The 18,963-nt window shown below is 57.0% G+C and carries 14 protein-coding genes and 6 pseudogenes; 16 read left to right on the top strand and 4 right to left on the bottom strand.

The genetic code is table 11. The features are described 5' to 3' along the window. Positions 1 to 38: 38 nt before the first annotated feature. Both ACVBAU_RS18215 and ACVBAU_RS18220 read right to left on the bottom strand, forming a co-directional pair. Positions 39 to 920: a relaxase/mobilization nuclease domain-containing protein gene (locus ACVBAU_RS18215; protein ID WP_448329766.1), complete on the bottom strand. Its 882-nt coding sequence runs from the start codon at positions 918 to 920 to the stop codon at positions 39 to 41. Between the two features lie 138 nt (positions 921 to 1,058). Further along, a complete protein-coding gene (locus ACVBAU_RS18220) occupies positions 1,059 to 1,385 on the bottom strand; it encodes a plasmid mobilization protein (RefSeq protein WP_273055241.1) in 327 nt (108 codons plus the stop codon). Between the two features lie 367 nt (positions 1,386 to 1,752). On the opposite strand from ACVBAU_RS18220, the pseudogene ACVBAU_RS18225 reads away from it, so the two are divergent. Together ACVBAU_RS18225 and ACVBAU_RS18230 are read left to right on the top strand one after the other, a co-directional pair. Further along, positions 1,753 to 2,976 (top strand): annotated as a pseudogene (locus ACVBAU_RS18225) (IS256 family transposase). 51 nt (positions 2,977 to 3,027) lie between these two features. Next, positions 3,028 to 3,834, top strand: a pseudogene (locus ACVBAU_RS18230) (IS3 family transposase); the annotation flags it as partial. Between the two features lie 24 nt (positions 3,835 to 3,858). Here ACVBAU_RS18230 and ACVBAU_RS18235 read toward each other — a convergent pair. Beyond that, positions 3,859 to 4,191: pseudogene (locus tag ACVBAU_RS18235) on the bottom strand (transposase); the annotation flags it as partial. Positions 4,192 to 4,403: 212 nt separating this feature from the next. On the opposite strand from ACVBAU_RS18235, the pseudogene ACVBAU_RS18240 reads away from it, so the two are divergent. From ACVBAU_RS18240 to ACVBAU_RS18300, 13 genes and pseudogenes are all read left to right on the top strand, one after another. After that, a pseudogene (locus ACVBAU_RS18240) lies at positions 4,404 to 4,625 on the top strand (transposase); the annotation flags it as partial. Between the two features lie 124 nt (positions 4,626 to 4,749). Continuing rightward, on the top strand, positions 4,750 to 5,430 hold the full coding sequence (locus ACVBAU_RS18245; protein WP_448329767.1) for a gluconate 2-dehydrogenase subunit 3 family protein: 681 nt from the start codon (positions 4,750 to 4,752) through the stop codon (positions 5,428 to 5,430). Positions 5,431 to 5,433: 3 nt separating this feature from the next. Continuing rightward, positions 5,434 to 7,215, top strand: a complete 1,782-nt coding sequence (locus ACVBAU_RS18250) for a GMC family oxidoreductase (RefSeq protein ID WP_448329768.1) — start codon at positions 5,434 to 5,436, stop codon at positions 7,213 to 7,215. 17 nt (positions 7,216 to 7,232) lie between these two features. Further along, positions 7,233 to 7,979, top strand: coding sequence for a c-type cytochrome (locus tag ACVBAU_RS18255; protein ID WP_448329769.1), 747 nt, complete (start codon positions 7,233 to 7,235; stop codon positions 7,977 to 7,979). Between the two features lie 42 nt (positions 7,980 to 8,021). Then, the gene (locus ACVBAU_RS18260; protein ID WP_448329770.1) at positions 8,022 to 8,639 is read left to right on the top strand and encodes a DedA family protein; all 618 of its coding nucleotides are present in this window, start codon (positions 8,022 to 8,024) and stop codon (positions 8,637 to 8,639) included. 77 nt (positions 8,640 to 8,716) lie between these two features. Beyond that, on the top strand, positions 8,717 to 10,120 hold the full coding sequence (locus ACVBAU_RS18265) for an APC family permease (RefSeq protein ID WP_448329771.1): 1,404 nt from the start codon (positions 8,717 to 8,719) through the stop codon (positions 10,118 to 10,120). Continuing rightward, the gene (gene coxB, locus ACVBAU_RS18270) at positions 10,117 to 11,118 is read left to right on the top strand and encodes a cytochrome c oxidase subunit II (protein WP_448329772.1); all 1,002 of its coding nucleotides are present in this window, start codon (positions 10,117 to 10,119) and stop codon (positions 11,116 to 11,118) included. The genes ACVBAU_RS18265 and coxB overlap by 4 nt, the downstream gene beginning before the upstream one ends. Beyond that, the gene (ctaD, locus tag ACVBAU_RS18275) at positions 11,115 to 13,682 is read left to right on the top strand and encodes a cytochrome c oxidase subunit I (protein WP_448329773.1); all 2,568 of its coding nucleotides are present in this window, start codon (positions 11,115 to 11,117) and stop codon (positions 13,680 to 13,682) included. The genes coxB and ctaD overlap by 4 nt, the downstream gene beginning before the upstream one ends. Then, positions 13,679 to 14,086 carry a hypothetical protein gene (locus ACVBAU_RS18280; RefSeq protein WP_448329774.1) on the top strand — a complete coding sequence of 136 codons (408 nt, stop codon included), beginning with the start codon at positions 13,679 to 13,681 and terminating at the stop codon, positions 14,084 to 14,086. The genes ctaD and ACVBAU_RS18280 overlap by 4 nt, the downstream gene beginning before the upstream one ends. Next, a complete protein-coding gene (locus tag ACVBAU_RS18285) occupies positions 14,083 to 14,661 on the top strand; it encodes a cytochrome c oxidase assembly protein (RefSeq protein ID WP_448329775.1) in 579 nt (192 codons plus the stop codon). The genes ACVBAU_RS18280 and ACVBAU_RS18285 overlap by 4 nt, the downstream gene beginning before the upstream one ends. 19 nt (positions 14,662 to 14,680) lie before the next feature. Then, the gene (locus ACVBAU_RS18290) at positions 14,681 to 15,745 is read left to right on the top strand and encodes a c-type cytochrome (RefSeq protein WP_448329776.1); all 1,065 of its coding nucleotides are present in this window, start codon (positions 14,681 to 14,683) and stop codon (positions 15,743 to 15,745) included. Between the two features lie 148 nt (positions 15,746 to 15,893). After that, positions 15,894 to 17,199: pseudogene (locus ACVBAU_RS18295) on the top strand (IS3 family transposase); the annotation flags it as partial. A gap of 141 nt (positions 17,200 to 17,340) precedes the next feature. Beyond that, positions 17,341 to 18,363 carry an IS1595 family transposase gene (locus ACVBAU_RS18300; RefSeq protein WP_448329777.1) on the top strand — a complete coding sequence of 341 codons (1,023 nt, stop codon included), beginning with the start codon at positions 17,341 to 17,343 and terminating at the stop codon, positions 18,361 to 18,363. 112 nt (positions 18,364 to 18,475) lie between these two features. Here ACVBAU_RS18300 and ACVBAU_RS18305 read toward each other — a convergent pair whose 3' ends face one another. Beyond that, a complete protein-coding gene (locus ACVBAU_RS18305; RefSeq protein WP_272903349.1) occupies positions 18,476 to 18,598 on the bottom strand; it encodes a hypothetical protein in 123 nt (40 codons plus the stop codon). A 187-nt stretch (positions 18,599 to 18,785) separates the two neighbouring features. Here ACVBAU_RS18305 and ACVBAU_RS18310 point away from each other — a divergent pair. Then, a pseudogene (locus ACVBAU_RS18310) lies at positions 18,786 to 18,944 on the top strand (IS3 family transposase); the annotation flags it as partial. Positions 18,945 to 18,963: the final 19 nt, after the last annotated feature.

Below are 18,963 nucleotides of genomic sequence, written 5' to 3' on the forward strand. Positions count from 1 at the left end.
TTTTCTGGCAAATAGAGCATAAAGTCAGGCTCCGTGAACTAGGTCACATCCGGTGGTTCATCATCTGGTAGCTGCTCGGCGTTGTAGCGATCAGAACTTGGCGGCGCGTTTTTCGTGCGTTTAGCAATTCGAAAGCGTTTGATGACCTCATGAGCCTCGTGACCGACACCTCTTAAGCGCCGAACCGCCTCTTCATGTTTGCCAGAACGCCGTGGTTGGTCGGCTTCCGCTGTGACGTCGAGCGCCCATGGTGGTACCGGTATTTGAGCGGAAGAGTTCTGGGGGCCGCTGATCTGCAAGCCTTTTTGCACTAAATTGGTCAGACTATACCCCTGCCCTAAACTACGCGGCCCGTGTCGATGGCCATGATAACCAAACAGAACATAGTCAGTACCGTCTGCTGCCAATTCAATCGTCATGTCGATGCCAGCCTCGGCCAGAGCCGCTCTCATACGCGTCTCATCGGGTACACTGGCCAGCGCCTCCTCAATCGCTGCGCGTATGAAATCCTTGTGGGAATGCCCGTCTTTTTCGACAGCGTGCAATTCCTTCAGCGAACGAGCACGCCGATGTGAAGACCGGCGAGACCTATCAACAAGATGGGAAGATGGGGTTCGTTCTAGGTTAAACTCAGCTTCAATTTTACGGAGAAGGAGTTCGCTACGGCGATAGTCGTTTCTGTCAGAGGCTGCCGTACCATCAAATCGGATCCGAGAGCCAAGGATATGGATATGGGCATCGTGAAGGACGATCATATAATTCTCGATACCCATACCCGCGCACCACATTCGACCTATTCCCGCCCAATCTTTTGGCGATAGTTCACGGTCGGTTTGGGGCCCGGAGATAGACACGTGATAGAGATGGCTTTTCAGACGAGGACGCAGTTTGGCAACATGGTTTAGAAACTTGACTGCCATGTCGGGCTCTCTGCCAATCGTGCTTGCAACCACAGAAACGATCTCTCGCGGATTCCCCGCATGGTCAACAGGACCAAGGAGGTAACGAACCGTCGATCCCGCCCGCTGCGGGCGTGATATCATAGCAATTGCCATGGCCTAAGCCGTTTTGAGGATGGAAAACCGGACTGAATGCAGCTCGTTTTCCAGGTGCCCCAGAAAGTCTAAAATGTCTTTTCGCTTGAGTGTTTGATGTGTCTCTACATGTTGCGAATAGTCCGTGACTAAATCGCTGACCTGGCCCAAGCGTCCGATGGTTTCTCTCTCTAAAAGCTGCAACGGTGCACGCGTTTGCTTGCTCAATACCCGCCCCCGAATATAATCAGAAAGCGATCGTCCCGCTGCTCGCTTTGTCAGTTCGTCACGTTCATGTTGTGTAACACGAAGTGTTACATGCCTTAATCTATTACTTTTTGGTCTGCTCATATTTAGCCCCTTATTAAGAGGCGCGATCAGAGCGAACGTGTTACGTTTACATTGCTTGCCCGCCAAAATCGGCCTCAAAAAGCAAGTGGTCGGGAATTCTTAAAATCGCGGAAAAGACCTCAAAAATTAAATGTGTTGAACAGAACGAAATCCGCAATGAGCATTGGGTTGGAAAAGCCCGGTCGCTTTCGCACGAAAGGTGGCTTAAAGCGAGCACTTGGGGCAGCACTAAAGCGTGACAGGTCCAGTTGTGGTCAATTTGGCCTAGGATCGAAAAGGGGATTGTGCAGACGCGATAGTCAGCCTTGGAGAGTGTCCGATCTTCTGTGTATGAGTAATTTGGCCCATGCTTCATTAACGAAGGAGCATGACGACAATAACGATATCCAAGGAAGTTTTAGACGAGCTGCTGAGCGGCGTTGAGAACGCGGACGATTTACTGGGCGATCAGGGCTTGATGAAAGAGCTAAAGGTGCGCCTGATGGAACGGATGCTTGGCGCTGAACTGACCGAGCATTTAGGCTATGAGCCTGACACCCAGCCCACAAACCTACAGAGCAACCGCCGCAATGGCACGTCGCGCAAGACGTTGAAGGGCAATGATGGGGCGCTGCCGATTGATGTCCCGCGCGACCGTGAGGGGAGTTTTGAACCGGAACTGATCAAGAAGGGTCAAACCCGGATCGACGGTATGGATGACAAAATCATCGGCTTATATGCAGCGGGGTTATCGACCCGCGACATCCGCGCCCATCTCGAAGAGGTCTACGGGCTGAAGGTGTCTGCCGATCTTGTCAGCCGCGTCACAGATGCCGTTCTGGAGGAAGTATCAGACTGGCAGAACCGGGCTCTGGAACCGATGTATCCCATTGTGTTCCTTGATGCTCTTCGGGTCAAAATCCGCGATGCGGAAAGCCGTCAAGTCAAGAACAAAGCCGTTTACGTGGCTCTGGGTGTCAACGCCGAGGGCGAACGCGAGGTTCTCGGCCTGTGGATTGCCAACAACGAAGGGGCCAAGTTCTGGCTCTCGGTAATGAACAACCTGCGCAATCGCGGCGTCGAAGACATCCTGATCGCCGTTGTGGACGGCCTCAAGGGCTTTCCAGATGCCATCAATGCCGCCTTCCCTGAGACCACAGTCCAAACCTGCATCGTCCACCTCGTGCGCCATTCCCTGAACTTCTGCGGATGGAAAGATCGCAAGAACGTCGCAAAAGACCTCAAGCGGATTTATCAGGCCACGGATGACATCGAGGCGGAGAAAGCCCTTGCTGATTTTGAGGCCGAATGGGGCCAAAAGTATCCGTCAATCGCTCCAAGCTGACGACGCGCGTGGCAAGAAGTCATCCCGTTCTTCGCCTTCCCACCAGCAGTGCGCAAAATCATCTACACGACAAATGCGATTGAAAGCCTGAACTGCGTCATCCGAAAAACCACCAAAACGCGCGGTAGCTTTCCCACTGATGATGCTGCGACAAAGCTGATCTATCTGGCCATCCGCAGTTTTGAGAAAACAGGCAGGGCCGTCAGAGAATGGGTTGCTGCCCGCAATCAGTTCGCTATCCTATACCCAGAACGGTTCAACAAATGACCTGTCAAACTCGCATGGGCTGAGCCTCATACACAGAGTTTCGGATACTCCCATTTCAGCGGCTTCTATGCATGGGTTAAAGAACCGTTAAGCCAGCGAGCGCTTGAAGATGCGCGCCAAACAGAGCTGATCCATCAAGCTTGGACCGACAGTGGCAAAGTCTATGGATATCGCAAGCTAACAGATGATCTGCGCGATCAAGGCGAGACATGTTCCGAGAACCGCGTGGCGCGTCTGGCCGGCATTGCAGGTATCGCCGCACAGATTGGATATAAACGCCGCCCAGGTCGCTACGGCGGCAAACCAGCCATCGTCGCTAATAATACGTTGGACAGGCAATTTGAGGTCGATGCGCCTGACACAGTTTGGGTGACCGATATTACCTACATAAGGACCCACGAAGGATGGTCATATTTGGCTCTCGTAATCGATCTGTTCTCAAGACGGGTCGTCGGATGGTCAATGCAATCTCGGATGACGACTGATTTAGCTTTGCAAGCACTGTTGAGCGCTGTTTGGCGGCGCAAACCAAGGCGCAGGGTCATGATTCACTCTGATCAAGGCTCACAGTTCACTGGCAAAGAGTGGCAATCTTTCCTCAATAAACACAATCTGGATGCAAGCATGAGCCGCCGTGGAAATTGTCATGACAACGCGGTCGCCGAAAGCTTCTTCCATCTATTGAAACGCGAGCGGATCAGGCGGCAGACCTACCTCACACGCGACGAGGCCAGGCAGGACGTGTTCGACTACATCGAGATGTTCTATAACCCGACACGCAAGCACACCAACAACGGTATGCTGTCACCGGTTGACTATGAAATGAAACAGCAGAAAATGAACAAGGCAGGTGTCTAGGAAACTAGGGGCACCTCAATCACCACGACGCGACAGATACCGCACCGATGACCGATCAACTTGCAGCACATCGCACGCCCGTCGCTGACTGACCTGATGAACTTCCATCAAGTGAACCACAGCTTTCCGCTTCGCTACGGGCGTCACCACTTTTTTGAATTGATGTCTCGCAGCATGGCGTTGTCCAACATCTGTTCGGCCAGTAGCTTCTTCAGCTTACCGTTCTCGTCTTCCAACGCTCGCAGCCGCTTCGCGTCAGACGGCTCCATGCCGCCGACATACATCGGCAGTCTTCTCGCCAGATTCCTGTTCCTTGATCATCGCTATGATCTGTTCGTCCGTAAATCTCGCCTTCATTTGTCCGTCCTTTTGTTGGGCGGAATCTACACAAATTTGTAGGAGCTTTAGGGGCTCAGGTCAAAAGAAACATCAAGTTCAATATACCGACACATGGTTAATCTCCATCCAATGGTTTGACCGAACCATTTCACAAGTTCGATACTCACTCATATCGGCAGGTACCTCATTCCCAAACATCCATGCCTAAGTGCGAAGCGTCCCACGATTACCCCATGTTCTGCGATCCCTCGTCACCTTGCCAAAAAGGAACGGTTGAAAACACGAATAGACGAGCACGCAGATGGCTCCCACGCGAAATCGACCCCAAGACGATCTCACATCATCATTTGGAATTGATCTGTGCCCGCCTCAACGCAACACCGCGCAAATGTCTGGGTTGGAAAACGCCCGCTGAAATCTTCAAAGAAAAGGTCTTGGATCAAGCCGCATAAAAACCCAAACTGAACCCAGCTCAAAAGTCGCAGTTCACGTATCGCTCACACTTTTCACGCGACACGGGAACCAGTTCTCACGTTTGCGTGTTAGGCTAAATAACTCGAAACCTATGAGCACCGTATGAACACTGGGTATTCCAGACGATCCGTACTTTTTGGACTTGGCGCTGTGATGGTCGGGGCAGGCTTGCCGCGTCATGCGTTTGCGGCCCTCGATAGCACCCCGTTCAGCTTTCTCTCAGAAACCGAGGCCCGCAGCCTCGCATTGCTTTGCGACACGTTGATCCCGCAGGATGACTTCCCTTCGGCCAGTCAAGCCGGTGTGGTCGATTTTATCGACCTACAGCTTGCGGGTGGGTATGGTCGAGGCGAACATCTTTATTTGAATGGCCCCCACCCCGAGGGCACACCGGAGCAAGGCTACCAATCGCCAATGCCCCCCGCCAAACTTTGGCGCGAGGGTCTCGCAGCGATGCAGACTGTGATCGGTCCGCTGGAGGGGCAGCCGCAATCCGCGCTCGACCAGCTGATGACCGATCTTTCGGAGGACAAGCCAGAGCTGGCAGGCCGGGTCGGAGGCAAATCATTTTTTACCGAACTGATCGCGCTGACGAACCAAGGCTATTTCGCCGACCCTATCTATGGCGGCAACAAGGGCTATGCAGGTTGGCATATGGTCGGGTTCCCCGGTGCTTACGGCTATTACACCGACACGATCGACGACCACAATCGCCCCTACCGTCAGCCCCCTATGGGCATCGGTCACGAACCGGGCAAAACCGACTTCTCCATAAAAGGATAGATCATGGCACGGCGGCTGGCGAAAACAGATGTGGTCATCATCGGGGCCGGATGGACAGGTTTGACAGCAGCTTATGAACTGTCCCATGCAGGAAAACGCTGTATCGTGCTTGAACGCGGGTCCTACCGCCATGACGCCGATGATTTTGCCGCTCCCAAGGAACATGACGAACTGAAATATGCGGTTCACCACGCCCATATGGTCAACACCCGCAAGGAAACCCTGACCTTCAGAAATAACAGCAACCAGCGTGCCCTGCCGATGCGCAGGCTCGGATCGTTTCTGCCCGGTGTCGGTCTGGGCGGTGCGGGCATCCACTGGAACGGACAGCTTTGGCGGCCTCTACCCTCTGACCTCGAAATGCGTAGCCACTATGAAAGCCGCTATGGCGCGGATTTCATCCCTGATGATCTGAACGTGCAGGATTGGGGCGTCACCTATGACGAGCTTGAGCCCCATTTAGACTTTTACGAGAAAATCTGCGGCACCTCCGGTACGTCAGGTCAAATGGCGGATGGCCCTCGCGAGGGCGGCAACCCTTTTGAAGGGCCGCGCAGCACCGACTACCCCAACCCGCCCATGCGCCAACCCATCGGCCCTACCAAGTTCGGCGAAGCCGCACAAAAGCTGGGCTATCATCCCTTCCCCATGCCCGCCGCGAACGCCACCAAGGAATATACCAATCCTTACGGGGCCAAACTTCATCCCTGCACCTATTGCGGATTTTGCGAACGCTTCGGTTGTGGATATTACGCCAAGGCCGACCCGATCATCTGTGTCTACGACCAGATCAAAAGCCATGAAAACTTCGAGATCCGATTTAAAGCACAGGTGCTGCGGGTCGAGAAATCAGACGATGGCAAGACCGCGACCGGCGTTACCTATCTGACCGACGCGGGAGAGGAGGTGTTCCAGCCCGCCGATATCGTTTGCATGAACGCCTATGGCCTTTGGAATACGCATCTGATGCTGGTGTCCGGACTGGGCAAACCTTATGACCCGAAGACACGTTCAGGGACAGTAGGCCGGAACTATGCCTACCAGACAATGGCGGGTGTGAATGTCTTTTTCGATGATCAGGTGGTGACGAACCCCTTCATGGGTGCCGGCGCGCTTGGCACCGTAATCGACGATTTTAACGGCGATAATTTTGATCACAGCAATCTTGGGTTTCTAGGCGGCGGCTATATTGCCTGCACCCAGACCAATGGCCGCCCGATCAACTACCAGCCCACGCCCGACGGCACACCTGCTTGGGGCGCGGACTGGAAGCGCGCGGTGCGCGAAAACTACCTGCATCATGCCAGCCTGACCGTACACGGATCATCTATGGCGACGCCCGTTAACTACCTTGATCTCGATCCCACGTGGAAAGACGCCTACGGCCGCCCCCTATTGCGGATGACGTTCAATTTCCCCGAAAATGATCGGCGTATGGCCGCTTATGTGATGGGCAAGGCACATGAGATTGCGCGTAATATGGAGAATGTGAAATCTACCTCCGCCAGCAACCGCGCCGCAGAGGGGAGCGATTATTCAATCGTCCCCTATCAGACGACGCATAACACAGGCGGCACGGTGATGGGCACGGACCCGGCCACCAGCGTGGTGAACCGCTTTGGTCAGATGTGGGATCATCACAACGTTTTTGTCTTCGGGGCGGGGCTGTTTCCGCAGAACCTCGGCTATAACCCGACGGGGCCGTTGATGGGCGTCGCCTATTGGACACTGGAGCATATGAAGAACGACTATATCGCCAATCCGCGCCCGCTGATGGACGCCTGAAAAATAGAGGAGCCGCCATGAACACCCGTCACCGCCTCCTAGTCTGCTTTGCGCTCGCAGCGTTTCTTCCCGGGCATGTCACGGGGCAGGCCATCCCCGTAGACCAATCCTATGACACGGCGCGCGATCTGTTCAACATGACGGTCGATAGCCCACCTGACCCTGCAATGCTGGCGCGGGGGCAAGCGATTGCGACCCATGGTGCTGGCGATGTGCAATCTTGCATCACCTGCCACAGTGTTGGCGGCCAAGGAGATGGGTCGGGCAGCTTTCCACGGCTTACTGGCCAGCCGGCGTGGTATCTCGACAAGCAATTGGATGACTACACTTCTGGCGCACGGCCCGATGACCTGATGACTACCGTCGCGCAATCCCTGTCCGAAGATGACCGCGCCGCGGTCAGCGCTTACTACGCCTCTCTCGCGGCACCGCTGCGTGTCGCCCGTGGCCAGCTGCCCGTGGATGAAATTCAGAAAGGAGCCGCAATCGCGCGTGCCGGCTCACCAGAAAAGGGCCTGCCCGCTTGCACCAACTGTCACGGCCCCGACGGTACCGGCAACCCGCCATCGGTGCCCTACCTCGCCGGTCAATACGCCAACTATATGGTTCTGCAGCTGGACCGATGGAGGCGCGGCAAAAGGGGCAACGACTTTGGCGGCATGATGTCGGCCATCGCGCGCAAAATGACTCCCGAAGATATGCGCGCCATCAGTGAATACTATGAACGCGTGGCAAACCCATTGACGACGAAAGATCCCGAATGACCTATTTTCCCAGCCGCGCACCTCGGCAGAACTGGACGCCCCATGTTTGACTGGATCACCAGCCTGCTGGACGCCGCAGGCTACCTGGGCGTCGCGTTCCTGATGTTCGCCGAAAACGTCTTCCCTCCCATCCCGTCCGAGCTGATTATGCCGCTCGCCGGTTTTCTGGCCTATCAAGACCAGATGAACTTCGTCGGAGTGGTGATCGCAGGTAGCATCGGGTCGCTGGCGGGGACATATCTTTATTATATAATTGCCCGAAAGATCGGGCACGACCGTGTGCGGCAATTGCTGGAAAAGCATGGCCGCTGGCTGACCATGTCACCCCAAGACCTTGACCGCGCGTCGGACTGGTTCGACCGCCATGGTAATTTGGCGGTGCTGATGGGCCGGATGGTGCCCGCGATCCGTACGTTGATTTCGGCGCCTGCGGGGCTGACGCCGATGCATCACTTGCCGTTTCTGGCGTTCTCGCTAGCGGGGACCGTGATCTGGAACACGCTGCTGACTTGGCTCGGTTATGCGCTCGGGTCGCAATACGATCTGGTGTCGACCTACGTGAACCCCGTGTCAAACGTCGTCGTCGCTGTTTTGGTACTGACCTACATCTACCGCGTGATCCGCAAGAAAGGCGGCAGCGCACGAGACGCCACGGGCTAGCCGTTGCCACGGGTGTGATCTGGAGACGGCTGTAATGTCGGGGCCAAGACTGCGACAAGTGAGGAAGGGAGTCTCTCATGACCAAGGATGTTTCAACGGCGCCGGATCAAGACGGCGAAAAGACCGAACTTAAACGGGTAATGGGACCCGGCCTACTGCTGCTTTTTGTGGTGGGCGATGTTCTGGGCACGGGGATCTATGCGCTCACGGGCGAGGTCGCGGCAGAAGTCGGCGGCATTGTCTGGCTCCCGTTCCTCGTGGCCTTCATTCTGGCCGCAGTGACCGCGTGTAGCTATCTTGAATTGGTCACGAAATACCCCAAAGCCGCCGGTGCCGCTCTTTATACGCAAAAGGCGTTTGGGGTTCATTTCCTCACCTTCCTTGTCGCTTTTGCAGTGATGTCGAGCGGAATTACGTCTGCCTCAACCGCATCGCAAGCCTTTGCTCAGAATTTCGGGGAAAGTTTTGGATTTGGTGACGGCGCTATCGGGATCACCGCAATCAGTATCGCGTTCATGGTCCTGCTGGGGCTGGTGAACTTGCGCGGCGTCGGCGAAAGCGTGAAGGCTAATGTAGTGCTGACGTGTATCGAGCTCACAGGCCTTCTGATCATCATCATGATTGGCGCAGTGGCATTGATGGGTGGCCAAGGCGACTTTGGCCGTGCCTTTGATTTCAGCAGCGCGGGGGAACAAGGGCTGTTCTGGCCCGTGATCGCCGCGACCACGCTGGCCTTTTTTGCGATGGTGGGCTTCGAAGACTCGGTGAACATGGCCGAAGAGGCCAAAAACCCCTCGAGGATCTTTCCTAAAGTCTTGTTAGGCGGGCTGCTTATTACCGGCGTGATCTATTTGCTGGTGTCGATCACCGCCATCGCACTTGTCGATGCAGAGGCTTTGGGCGAAGGGGCCACCCCCCTGCTCAAGGTCGTCGAAGCGGGTGCGCCGTGGTTCCCGCTTAGCGTTTTTGGCATCATCACTATGTGCGCCGTAGCGAACTCCGCGCTGATCAACATGCTGATGGCCAGTCGTCTGCTCTATGGAATGGCACAGGAAAAAGTGCTGCCCGCCATTCTGGGCAAAGTCCTTCCCAAGCGGCGCACCCCCTATACGGCCATCGTCTTTACCACCGGGCTGGCCATCGTGCTGATCACCTTTGTCGGTGCGGTTCCCGATCTGGGAGGTACAACGGCACTGCTGCTGCTGCTGGCGGTGTTCACGCTGGTCAATATCGCCGTGTTGGTGCTTCGCAGTGACACTGTAGACCACGACCATTTCATCAGCCCCCTTGGCTTGCCCTATATCGGTGCGGTGACTTGTGCGTTTTTCGTGGGACCTTGGACCGGACGAGACAGCGTGCAATACCTGATCGCCGCAGTGCTGATCGGGCTGGGTGTGGTGCTTTGGGGTGCAACCATATTCTACATGAAATCAAAGGGCCAAGACCCGCTTGCCTCCGACATGGATAAATTGTCAGAATGATGGGAGTCGCCTTGCAGCACCTCAGGCGCAACTGTGCTATCGCCCCCGCCGCGCTGCTTCTGGCGGCTTGCGAGGGGCGTCAATCGGTGCTAGCCCCCGCCGGTCAGGACGCATCGGATGTGCTGAACCTCTTTTGGGTGATGTTGATCGGCGCGGTGATCCTGTGGCTGCTCGTCGCGGCGCTGTTTATCTATGTCACGCGCATCAACCCTGGTGCCATGCGCCGCCGCACCGCCGAGATGCTGATCGTGGGGGGCGGCATCCTCTTTCCCGTGGTCTTGCTGGGGGGGCTGCTGATGTATTCGCTGCCGCTGATGGGACCGACCCGCGCCGAAGGGGACGGGCTGGTCGTGCGGGTCACCGCCGAACAATGGTGGTGGCGCGTCGAATACCAACAGCAGGGGGAGACCAGAACAATCGTGTCGGCCAATGAGCTCCGCTTGCCTGCCGGTGCCCGGACCGAGCTTGTGCTGAACGCCCATCGGGTCATCCACTCCTTCTGGGTACCGGCCCTTGGCGGCAAGACCGATATGTTCCCGGGGCGCGAAACCCGCATGACCCTCGCGCCCACTGATCCCGGCAACTACCGTGGCCAATGCGCCGAATTCTGCGGTGCCTCCCATGCGTTGATGGCCTTTGAAACCGTGGTGATGCCGCCCGATGAATTCGACCAATGGCTCGCCGCAGAGGCGCGCGATGCCAAGCCGCCCCAAGGCGCGCTGGCCCAGGCGGGCGCGACCCTGTTCCTAGATGAAGGCTGCGGGGCCTGCCACACCATTCGTGGCACCAAGGCCATCGGCAAGACCGGCCCCGACCTGACCCATCTGGCAAACCGCCACTCGCTGGCCGCAGGCACCCTGCCCCTGAACGCGCAGGCCATCGCCACATGGATCGGCCACACCGACACGATCAAACCCGAGGTCAATATGCCCACCTATGACTTCCTGTCCGACGACGACCTCGCGGCGCTCGCCGCCTATCTGGGGGGGCTGGAATGACCCGCAGATATCCCGATGTGCTGGACCCCGAAGGCACCTACCCCCCAACCGAGGATATGCTTGCCGAACCCGTCCCGCAAGAGGTGCAAGAGGCGCAGAAAAAGCGTCTGCGCGAGGTCTGGAAAACGCCCCAAGGCTGGCGCTACTGGTCGGCGGTCAACAACACCGAGGTCGGCGTCTGGTACACGATGACGGCGTTTTTTTTCATGCTCTGCGCCGGTATTCTGGCGGTGCTGATGCGCACCCAGCTTGCCGTACCCGAGAATGATTTCCTCGACGCCGACCGCTATAACCAGTTCTTCACCATGCACGGCTCGGCGATGATGTTCCTCTTTGCCGTGCCAATGTTCGAGGCGATCTCGATCCTGCTGCTGCCCGGTATGCTGGGGGCGCGCGACATGCCGTTCCCGCGGCTCAGCGCCTATGGCTACTGGTGTTTCCTCATCGGCGGTATCTTTGTCTTCGGGTCCATCCTGTTCGATTCTGGCCCCAAGGCGGGCTGGTTCATGTATCCACCACTGGCCACCAAGGAAGAAGGCATCGGCCCCGATATCTGGCTTTTGGGCCTCTCGTTTATCGAAGTCGCCTCTATCGCTGCAGCAGTCGAGCTTATCGTCGGTGCGCTCAAATGCCGTCCGCCCGGGATGCGCGTGAACATCATGCCGCTTTACGCATGGTATGTGATGGTCGTGGGCGGGATGATCCTCTTTGCCTTCCCGCCGCTGATCGCGGGGGATTTCCTGTTCGAACTCGAACGTTCCTTCGACTGGCCGTTTTTCGATCCCGAACGGGGTGGCGACCCGATGCTCTGGCAGCATCTGTTCTGGATTTTCGGCCATCCGGAGGTCTACATCATCTTCCTGCCTTCTATCGCCATCGCTGCAATGATCGTGCCCACCGTTGCGCGCACGCCCATCGTAGGATATTCGTGGATCGTGCTCAGCGCGGTTGGCACCGGGTTCCTGTCCTTCGGGCTGTGGGTGCATCACATGTTCACCACCGGCCTGCCCCAGATCAGTTTGGGTTTCTTCTCTGCCGCGTCCGAGGCCGTGGTGATCCCCACCGGCATCCAGCTTTTCGCCTTTGTCGCGACGCTGATGGTGGGACGGGTCAAGATGACCCTGCCGATGCTCTGGATCGCGGGGGCTCTGGCGATCTTTGTAGCGGGCGGCCTGACAGGGGTGATGCTCGCCATCGTGCCCTTCAACTGGCAGGCGCATGACAGCTACTTCGTGGTGGCCCACCTGCATTACACGCTGTTCGGTGGCATGGTCTTTCCGGTCATGGCGGGGGTCTATTATTTCTTTCCGTTCTTCCGCAAAAAGCTGCTGTCCGAAACCCTTGGCCGTTGGGCCTTCTGGTTGATCTTTGTGGGCTTCAACGTCACCTTCCTGCCGATGCACCTGACGGGGCTGAAGGGGATGCCGCGCCGGATCTTCACCTACCCGGACAGCGCGGGCTGGGACTGGCTGAATATGATGTCCACCGTCGGGGCCTATATCACTGCCGCAGGCTTTGCCGTCTTCGTCTACGATCTACTGCGGCCCAAAGCGTATCAAGGCCAGATCAAGCGCAACCCTTGGGGCGGCGGCACTCTGGAATGGGCCCATGACTTGCCCGAAGAGGCATGGGGAAACCGCTCCGTGCCCTATATCACCTCGCGCTATCCGTTGTGGGATCAGCCCAAACTCGTCGAACGTATGGACGCGGGACGCTACTATCTGCCCGACGCCCCCGAGGGCAAACGCGAGACGCTGATCACATCGGTCATCGACGCGAAACCGCTGATGGTCCAGCGCGTCACCGGCCCCGCGTGGATCACCATGCTCGCCGCCTTTTTCACCGGCGGGGCGTTCATCTTCCCCACCTTCCACATCTATGAACCCGCGATTGTCTGCGGTGCCTTTGCTATCGTTTGCGTGCTCTACTGGCTCTGGACCAGCACAGCGCAAGTGCCGGATCAGGAACGTAAAGACGTGGGCCTCGGCCTCAGCCTGCCGACCTACGCCTCAGGGCCGACCTCTGTCGGGTGGTGGGCGGTCTGGATCACGATGCTGGGCGACAGCACCGCCTTCGCCAGCCTCGTCTTCGGGTTCTTCTTCTACTGGACCGCGCGCCCGGACTTTATCACCATCGGGGCGGACCACGCGACGGGCACCGCCGTGGCGCTTGGGGTCACGCTGTTTGTCGTCTCATGGGCCGCGACCGTGCTTGCGCGCGAGGTCAATAAACGCAGCCATATCACGCTGGCACGCATCGCATTGGCACTGGCGGCAAGCTGCACTGTCGGCGGGGCGGGGCTGATCATCCTGTCGGTCGTCGAGCTTGAGCCCACAACCCATGTCTACCCCGCGACCATGTGGGCGCTGATGGTCTGGTTGGTTGCCCATTCGGTGCTGGGGGTTATCATGCAGCTTTACGCGCTGGCAGGGTCGATCTTTGGCAAGGTGACCCCGCAATACGATGCTGACCTGTGCAATGTGACGCTGTTCTGGCACTTCATGGTGCTGACCGCACTGGTCACCGGCTTTATTCTGGGCGTGGCCCCAAGGTTGCTGGCATGAACCAGATCTCCACCGAAGAAGAGCAAGAGGAATTCCTCGAGGAACAAGACAGCCTCTGGCGGCTCGCGCTCAGCCCCACGCTTTGGGCGCTGCATTTCGCGATCTCCTACGGTGTGACGACGGTGTTTTGCGCGGATCATATCCTTGGCGTGGACTATATTACCACCCTGCGACTTGGCATTGGGCTGCTGACCGTGGGCGTTATGGCAGCGATCATCTGGCTGGGCTGGGGCGCATGGCGGCAATGGGATGTCGTGCGCGACCGCGAATGGGAAAACGACGCCGGAAATAAAGAAGATCGCCACCAATTCATGGGCCACGCGGCCTTCCTGCTGTCTCTGATATCAGCCATCGGAGTGATCTATGTCTCACTCCCCATTCTGCTGATCGCCAGCTGCTCGTGACACGCAGTGCCACATATCTCGGGTTCGCCCTACTTTGTATCCTCTGGCTGCTGCCGCTGGAACGACTGACCGGCGCTGCGTTCCCCATTCATATGCTGCGCCACATGGGGCTGGTGGCCGTGATCGCCCCGCTGCTGGCATTCGGGCTGGCGGACCGGCTGCGCTGGCTAAGGATATCACCTCTGATTGCAACGGTACTTGAATTCATGGTGGTCTGGGCGTGGCACCTGCCACAACTGCATGGAATGGCTTATCTGCTGCCCGCGGGCTTTGCGTTGGAACAGGGCAGCTTTCTGCTGGTAGGGTTGTTGGTTTGGGTCAGCGCTCTGCGCGCGGATCGCGGACTGGCGGGAGCTGGATCGCTACTGCTGACCTCCATGCATATGACCTTGATGGGCGCGCTACTGATCCTCGCCCCCCGCGATGTCTTTGCCGAAATTTGTGGCCGCGCCGCCGATTTGGGCGGGCAACAACTGGGCGGGCTGCTGATGTTAGGCATCGGCACGCCTGTCTACTTGATCGCCGGCCTATGGCTGGTGGGCCGCGACCTGCGCACCACCGACCCCGCGATCTAAACGCAACGGAGCAAACGCAATGAGAACAGTGATTAAAACCCTGATCGTTCTGGCCCTTCTGGGGGCAATCGGCGCGGTAACTATCGTGGGGCTAGGACTGTTCAATGTCTCTGCCCGCGCGGGCCACCTTCCTGGCGTGTCTTGGGTGCTGCACACCGCCTACCGCCAGTCGGTGAAACTGCGCGCCCCCGCTGCCGACATGGTGCCGGACCTGTCCGACCGCGATCTCGTCGGCTTGGGGGCCGGTCATTTCGACAGCGCTTGCAGCTTTTGTCACGCCGCCCCCGATCGCATCCATTCCGCTACCGCCGGCGCCATGTCGCCCGAACCGCCCCATATCACCGACGCCGTCGCCGACTGGCAGCCGCAACATCTGTTCACCATCGTCAAGGATGGCGTCAAGATGAGCGGCATGCCCTTTTGGCCTGCCGAAAACCGCGACGATGAAATCTGGGCGGTGGTGGCTTTCCTTACCCAAGTTCGCGAGATGGAGGGCGCGGTTTTTGACGCGCAGCTCGCCTCGAACACTTCATCCCAAGATACCGCGCTGACCTATTGCGCGTCCTGTCACGGTGCAAATGGCGACAGCAATGGCAACGACCATATCCCCCGTCTCGATATCCTTGACGAAGGTTATATGCAGAGCGCGCTCGCCGCCTATCGCACGGGTGCGCGTGATAGCGGTTTTATGTCTCACGCCGCCACACAACTACCCCTCAATGAATTGATCCGCGTGATCCGCCACTATGCCTCGGCCAGGCCCGAAGCACCCCGCCCAGCAGATACGCTGACTGCCGACCAGCTTGAGCTGATGGAACGCGGCGCTGGGATCGCTTCGATCGGCACAACCGATGCGCCGTCCTGTGCGTCCTGTCATGGGCCGGGGCTAGAACAGATGAAACCCGGCTTTCCCCGTATAAATGGTCAGCCGAACCCATATATAGCACGACAGTTGCAGCTATGGCGCGACGGCACACGTGGCGGCGGCCCTCGGAAAGAGTTGATGGAGAAAGCGGCGCGCAACCTAACGGACGAAGATATTACCGCATTGGCGCTGTACTATTCGCAGCTGCCTGCTGATTAACCGACTTGATTGTTCAAATTCTGGCATGTGTTCTGACTGCCAGAACACATTAGTCTCGCTAATGATCGTCGTGGGAGTGTTGAGTGCAAATTAGCTTAGTTTCGCTAGGGGGTGCGGACGAAAAGTTGGACTATCCTGGAGATAGTTCATGTACAGCTACGAAGAGCGAATGCGCGCTGTTAAACTTTATATCAAGCTCGGAAAGCGCTTGGGGGCCACGATCCGTGAGTTGGGGTATCCAACGAAGAACGCCCTGATAGGGTGGTTTCGAGAATACGAGCTTATGCAGGACTTGCCGATAAGATCGGCACCGCGCCCGCCTAAATTCTCGGCAGCACAGAAGCAGGTAGCGTTAGAGCATTATGCAAGCCATGGGCGCTGCATTTCATGGACGCTGCGTGCTTTAGGCTATCCAGGCTGAGCCACCCTGACGGCCTGGGTGCGCGTGGCCTTTCCTGGCACGAAGACGGTCTCCACCACAGCATATGGACCAGGCAATCACTCTGACGCCGCGAAGCAGGCTGCTGTGGTCGGGCTCTATAATCGCCAAGAAAGTGCTCAGGCCTTAGCCGAAAAGTTCGGAGTTAGTCGGCCGACACTCTATGCTTGGAAGACTCAGATCCTTGGCCCGGAGGCTCCTGCCATGATGAAGCGCAAGAAGAGCGCCCTTTATCCAGAGCTTGAAGAATTGGAACGTCAGCGTGAAGCCCTGCAGCGCGACATCCGCGAGCTCCAGATTGAGCATGACCTGCTCAAGACTGCGAGTGAAATGATTAAAAAGGAACTTGGCGGCGATCTGCAGGGCCTGAGCAACCGGGAAAAGACCATGCTGATCGTCGCCCTAAAAAAGCGGTATAAGACACCAGCGCTGTTGGCTCGGCTGGGTCTCGCGCGGAGCTCTTACTTTTACCACCGCGCTCGCATGAAACTGGAAGATAAGTATCTTCCTATGCGACACGCCATGGGGGAGGCCTTCGAAAGCAACCATCGCTGCTACGGCTACCGTCGCCTCAAAACCTATATGGCGCGGGAATTCATCTCGATCTCCGAGAAAGTGGTGCGCTGCCTGATGAAACAGAATGCTTTGATCGTCCCAAAGCCTAAGCTGCGGCGTTACAGCTCATATCTGGGAGAAATTAGCCCTGCGCCGGAGAATATCATCAATTGCTTCGACGGCCTCGTCATAAGTTGGACCATAGGGACCAGACCGGATGCCGATCTCGTAAACACCATGCTTGATGCACCGGTAGAAACCATCGCTGACAGCGAACCGCGGCCTGTAGTCCACAGCGATCGCGGAGGCCACTATCGCTGGCCTGGCTGGCTGGCTGGAACGAATAGACGCAGCAAAGCTCATTCGTTCGATGTCGCGAAGGGCGAGTTCGCAAGACAATGCCGCATGTGAAGGCTTCTTCGGACGCCTGAAGACGGAATTCTTTCCCCATTATCCACGAAAAGAAGCGCGGGCAGAGCCATAGCTATGAAAACCATAGAAAAACCTCGAACCTGTCGCCGTTTCGCGCGAAATGAACTGTTCCCTTCGGGAAACAGGTAGTTGGCCAATATTGTCGGCTCCCAGTCATTGGAGTGCCGACATGATCACGGAACTAAAATCCGTCAGGGACATCTGGAAGAAGATGCCGAGCGAAAATCACGGGCGCGTCTTCCTCGAAGAAATGATCTGGCCCACCGGCCGGTTTTGTCCACACTGCGGCAGTGTGCGGTCTGTGGCACTTCGCTGTCAATCTGCGCGTGCCGGACTGTATCAATGTTCCGAGCACGAATGTCGTCGTCAATTCACCGTCACCACAAGAACGCCAATGCACTCGACCAAACTGGATCTTCGAGTGTGGATTGCCGCGATTTTTCTCGTGCTGACATCAAGCAAGGGGATCTCCTCGGTCGTCATGTCACGAATCCTGGGCGTGAATCAGAAAACTGCTTGGAAACTCGGTCATGCAATCCGTGAACTGATGGACGACAGAGAGGTGATCGCCAGTCCGTTGAGCGGAACAGTTGAGGTCGATGAAGCCTTTGTCGGAGGGGCCCCCAAGTTCAAGAAAGGGGTCAAAAACAAGAGAGGGCGTGGCACCAAGAAACCTATCGTGCTTGTTGCCGCTGACCGCAACGGTCAAGCCAAGGCGACCTTGGTTCCGAATGCCCAAGGCGCAACGCTCGGCCCGATCATGACAGAATGGATGGACCCACAGTCTATTCTGATAACTGATGGCAATAGGGCTTATCGCAAAATCGGCAAAACATTTGCTGCACATCATAGGGTCAATCACGGTGCCCGACAGTATTCCCGCCCCAGCCTCGGGGCGCACATCAATACGGTGGAAGCCGTCAATTCTCAAGTCCAGCGCGCCCTTGTCGGGGTCTATCATCGCCTTGGACGAAAGCACCTTCAGCGATATCTCGACGAGATCCTCTGGCGCTGGAACCATCGTCAGCCAGTTGTGAAGGTCCGGCAGAAATCAACGAAATCAGGCACCAGGACCGTCACGGCCACGACCTGGAAGCCGATACCTGTCGTCGAACAGATGCGCGGGCTTCTCTGCTGCGCGATTGGGCGGCAAATGCGCCGCACGCCTGAATGGGGATTGATCTGGCCATGAAATAGGCTGATGCCTTAACGGCAGCAACGAGCCCATTTGGGCTGTCACTGCTTAGTGCGCCAAAGACCCATAAGCCCCTGCCGGCCAGCACATTGTGCTGGATCATGGCTAATCACGATTTCAAATAAATCCAGTAGCAGAACATTGCCACAAGCACCAAAATGACCTGCAATACCATTGCACGGATTAGGAATTTAGAACGCTTTAGGTCGGCATCGACATCGATCTTTTTCATGGGGAATCCTTTTATGAAGAGCTGTCGCTTACTTTGCATTGCACAGGCGGCAACAACTGAAGTAGCGGGTAACACCTATCACAAAACACTGAGGATGGCACTTCCGATTTCGACGATTGGCAACAACGTCCGCTGAGCCGCCATACGAGTAAGGGGCCGGCCCCGGCTTCTTTTTGTGGATAATAGGGAATTCTTTTATCCTCGTGATTGGCGGGCCTTCACCTCGGCCCAGTTTATTGACGAGGTTTACGCCTACATCCGTTGGTACAACGAAACACGCATCAAAATGCCCCTTGGTGGCAGAAGCCCAATCGAATACCGTAAAAGCCTCGGCCTTATGCCGTGAAAACAGTCCAAGTTTTTGT

The organism is Sulfitobacter sp. M13 (assembly GCF_053474885.1).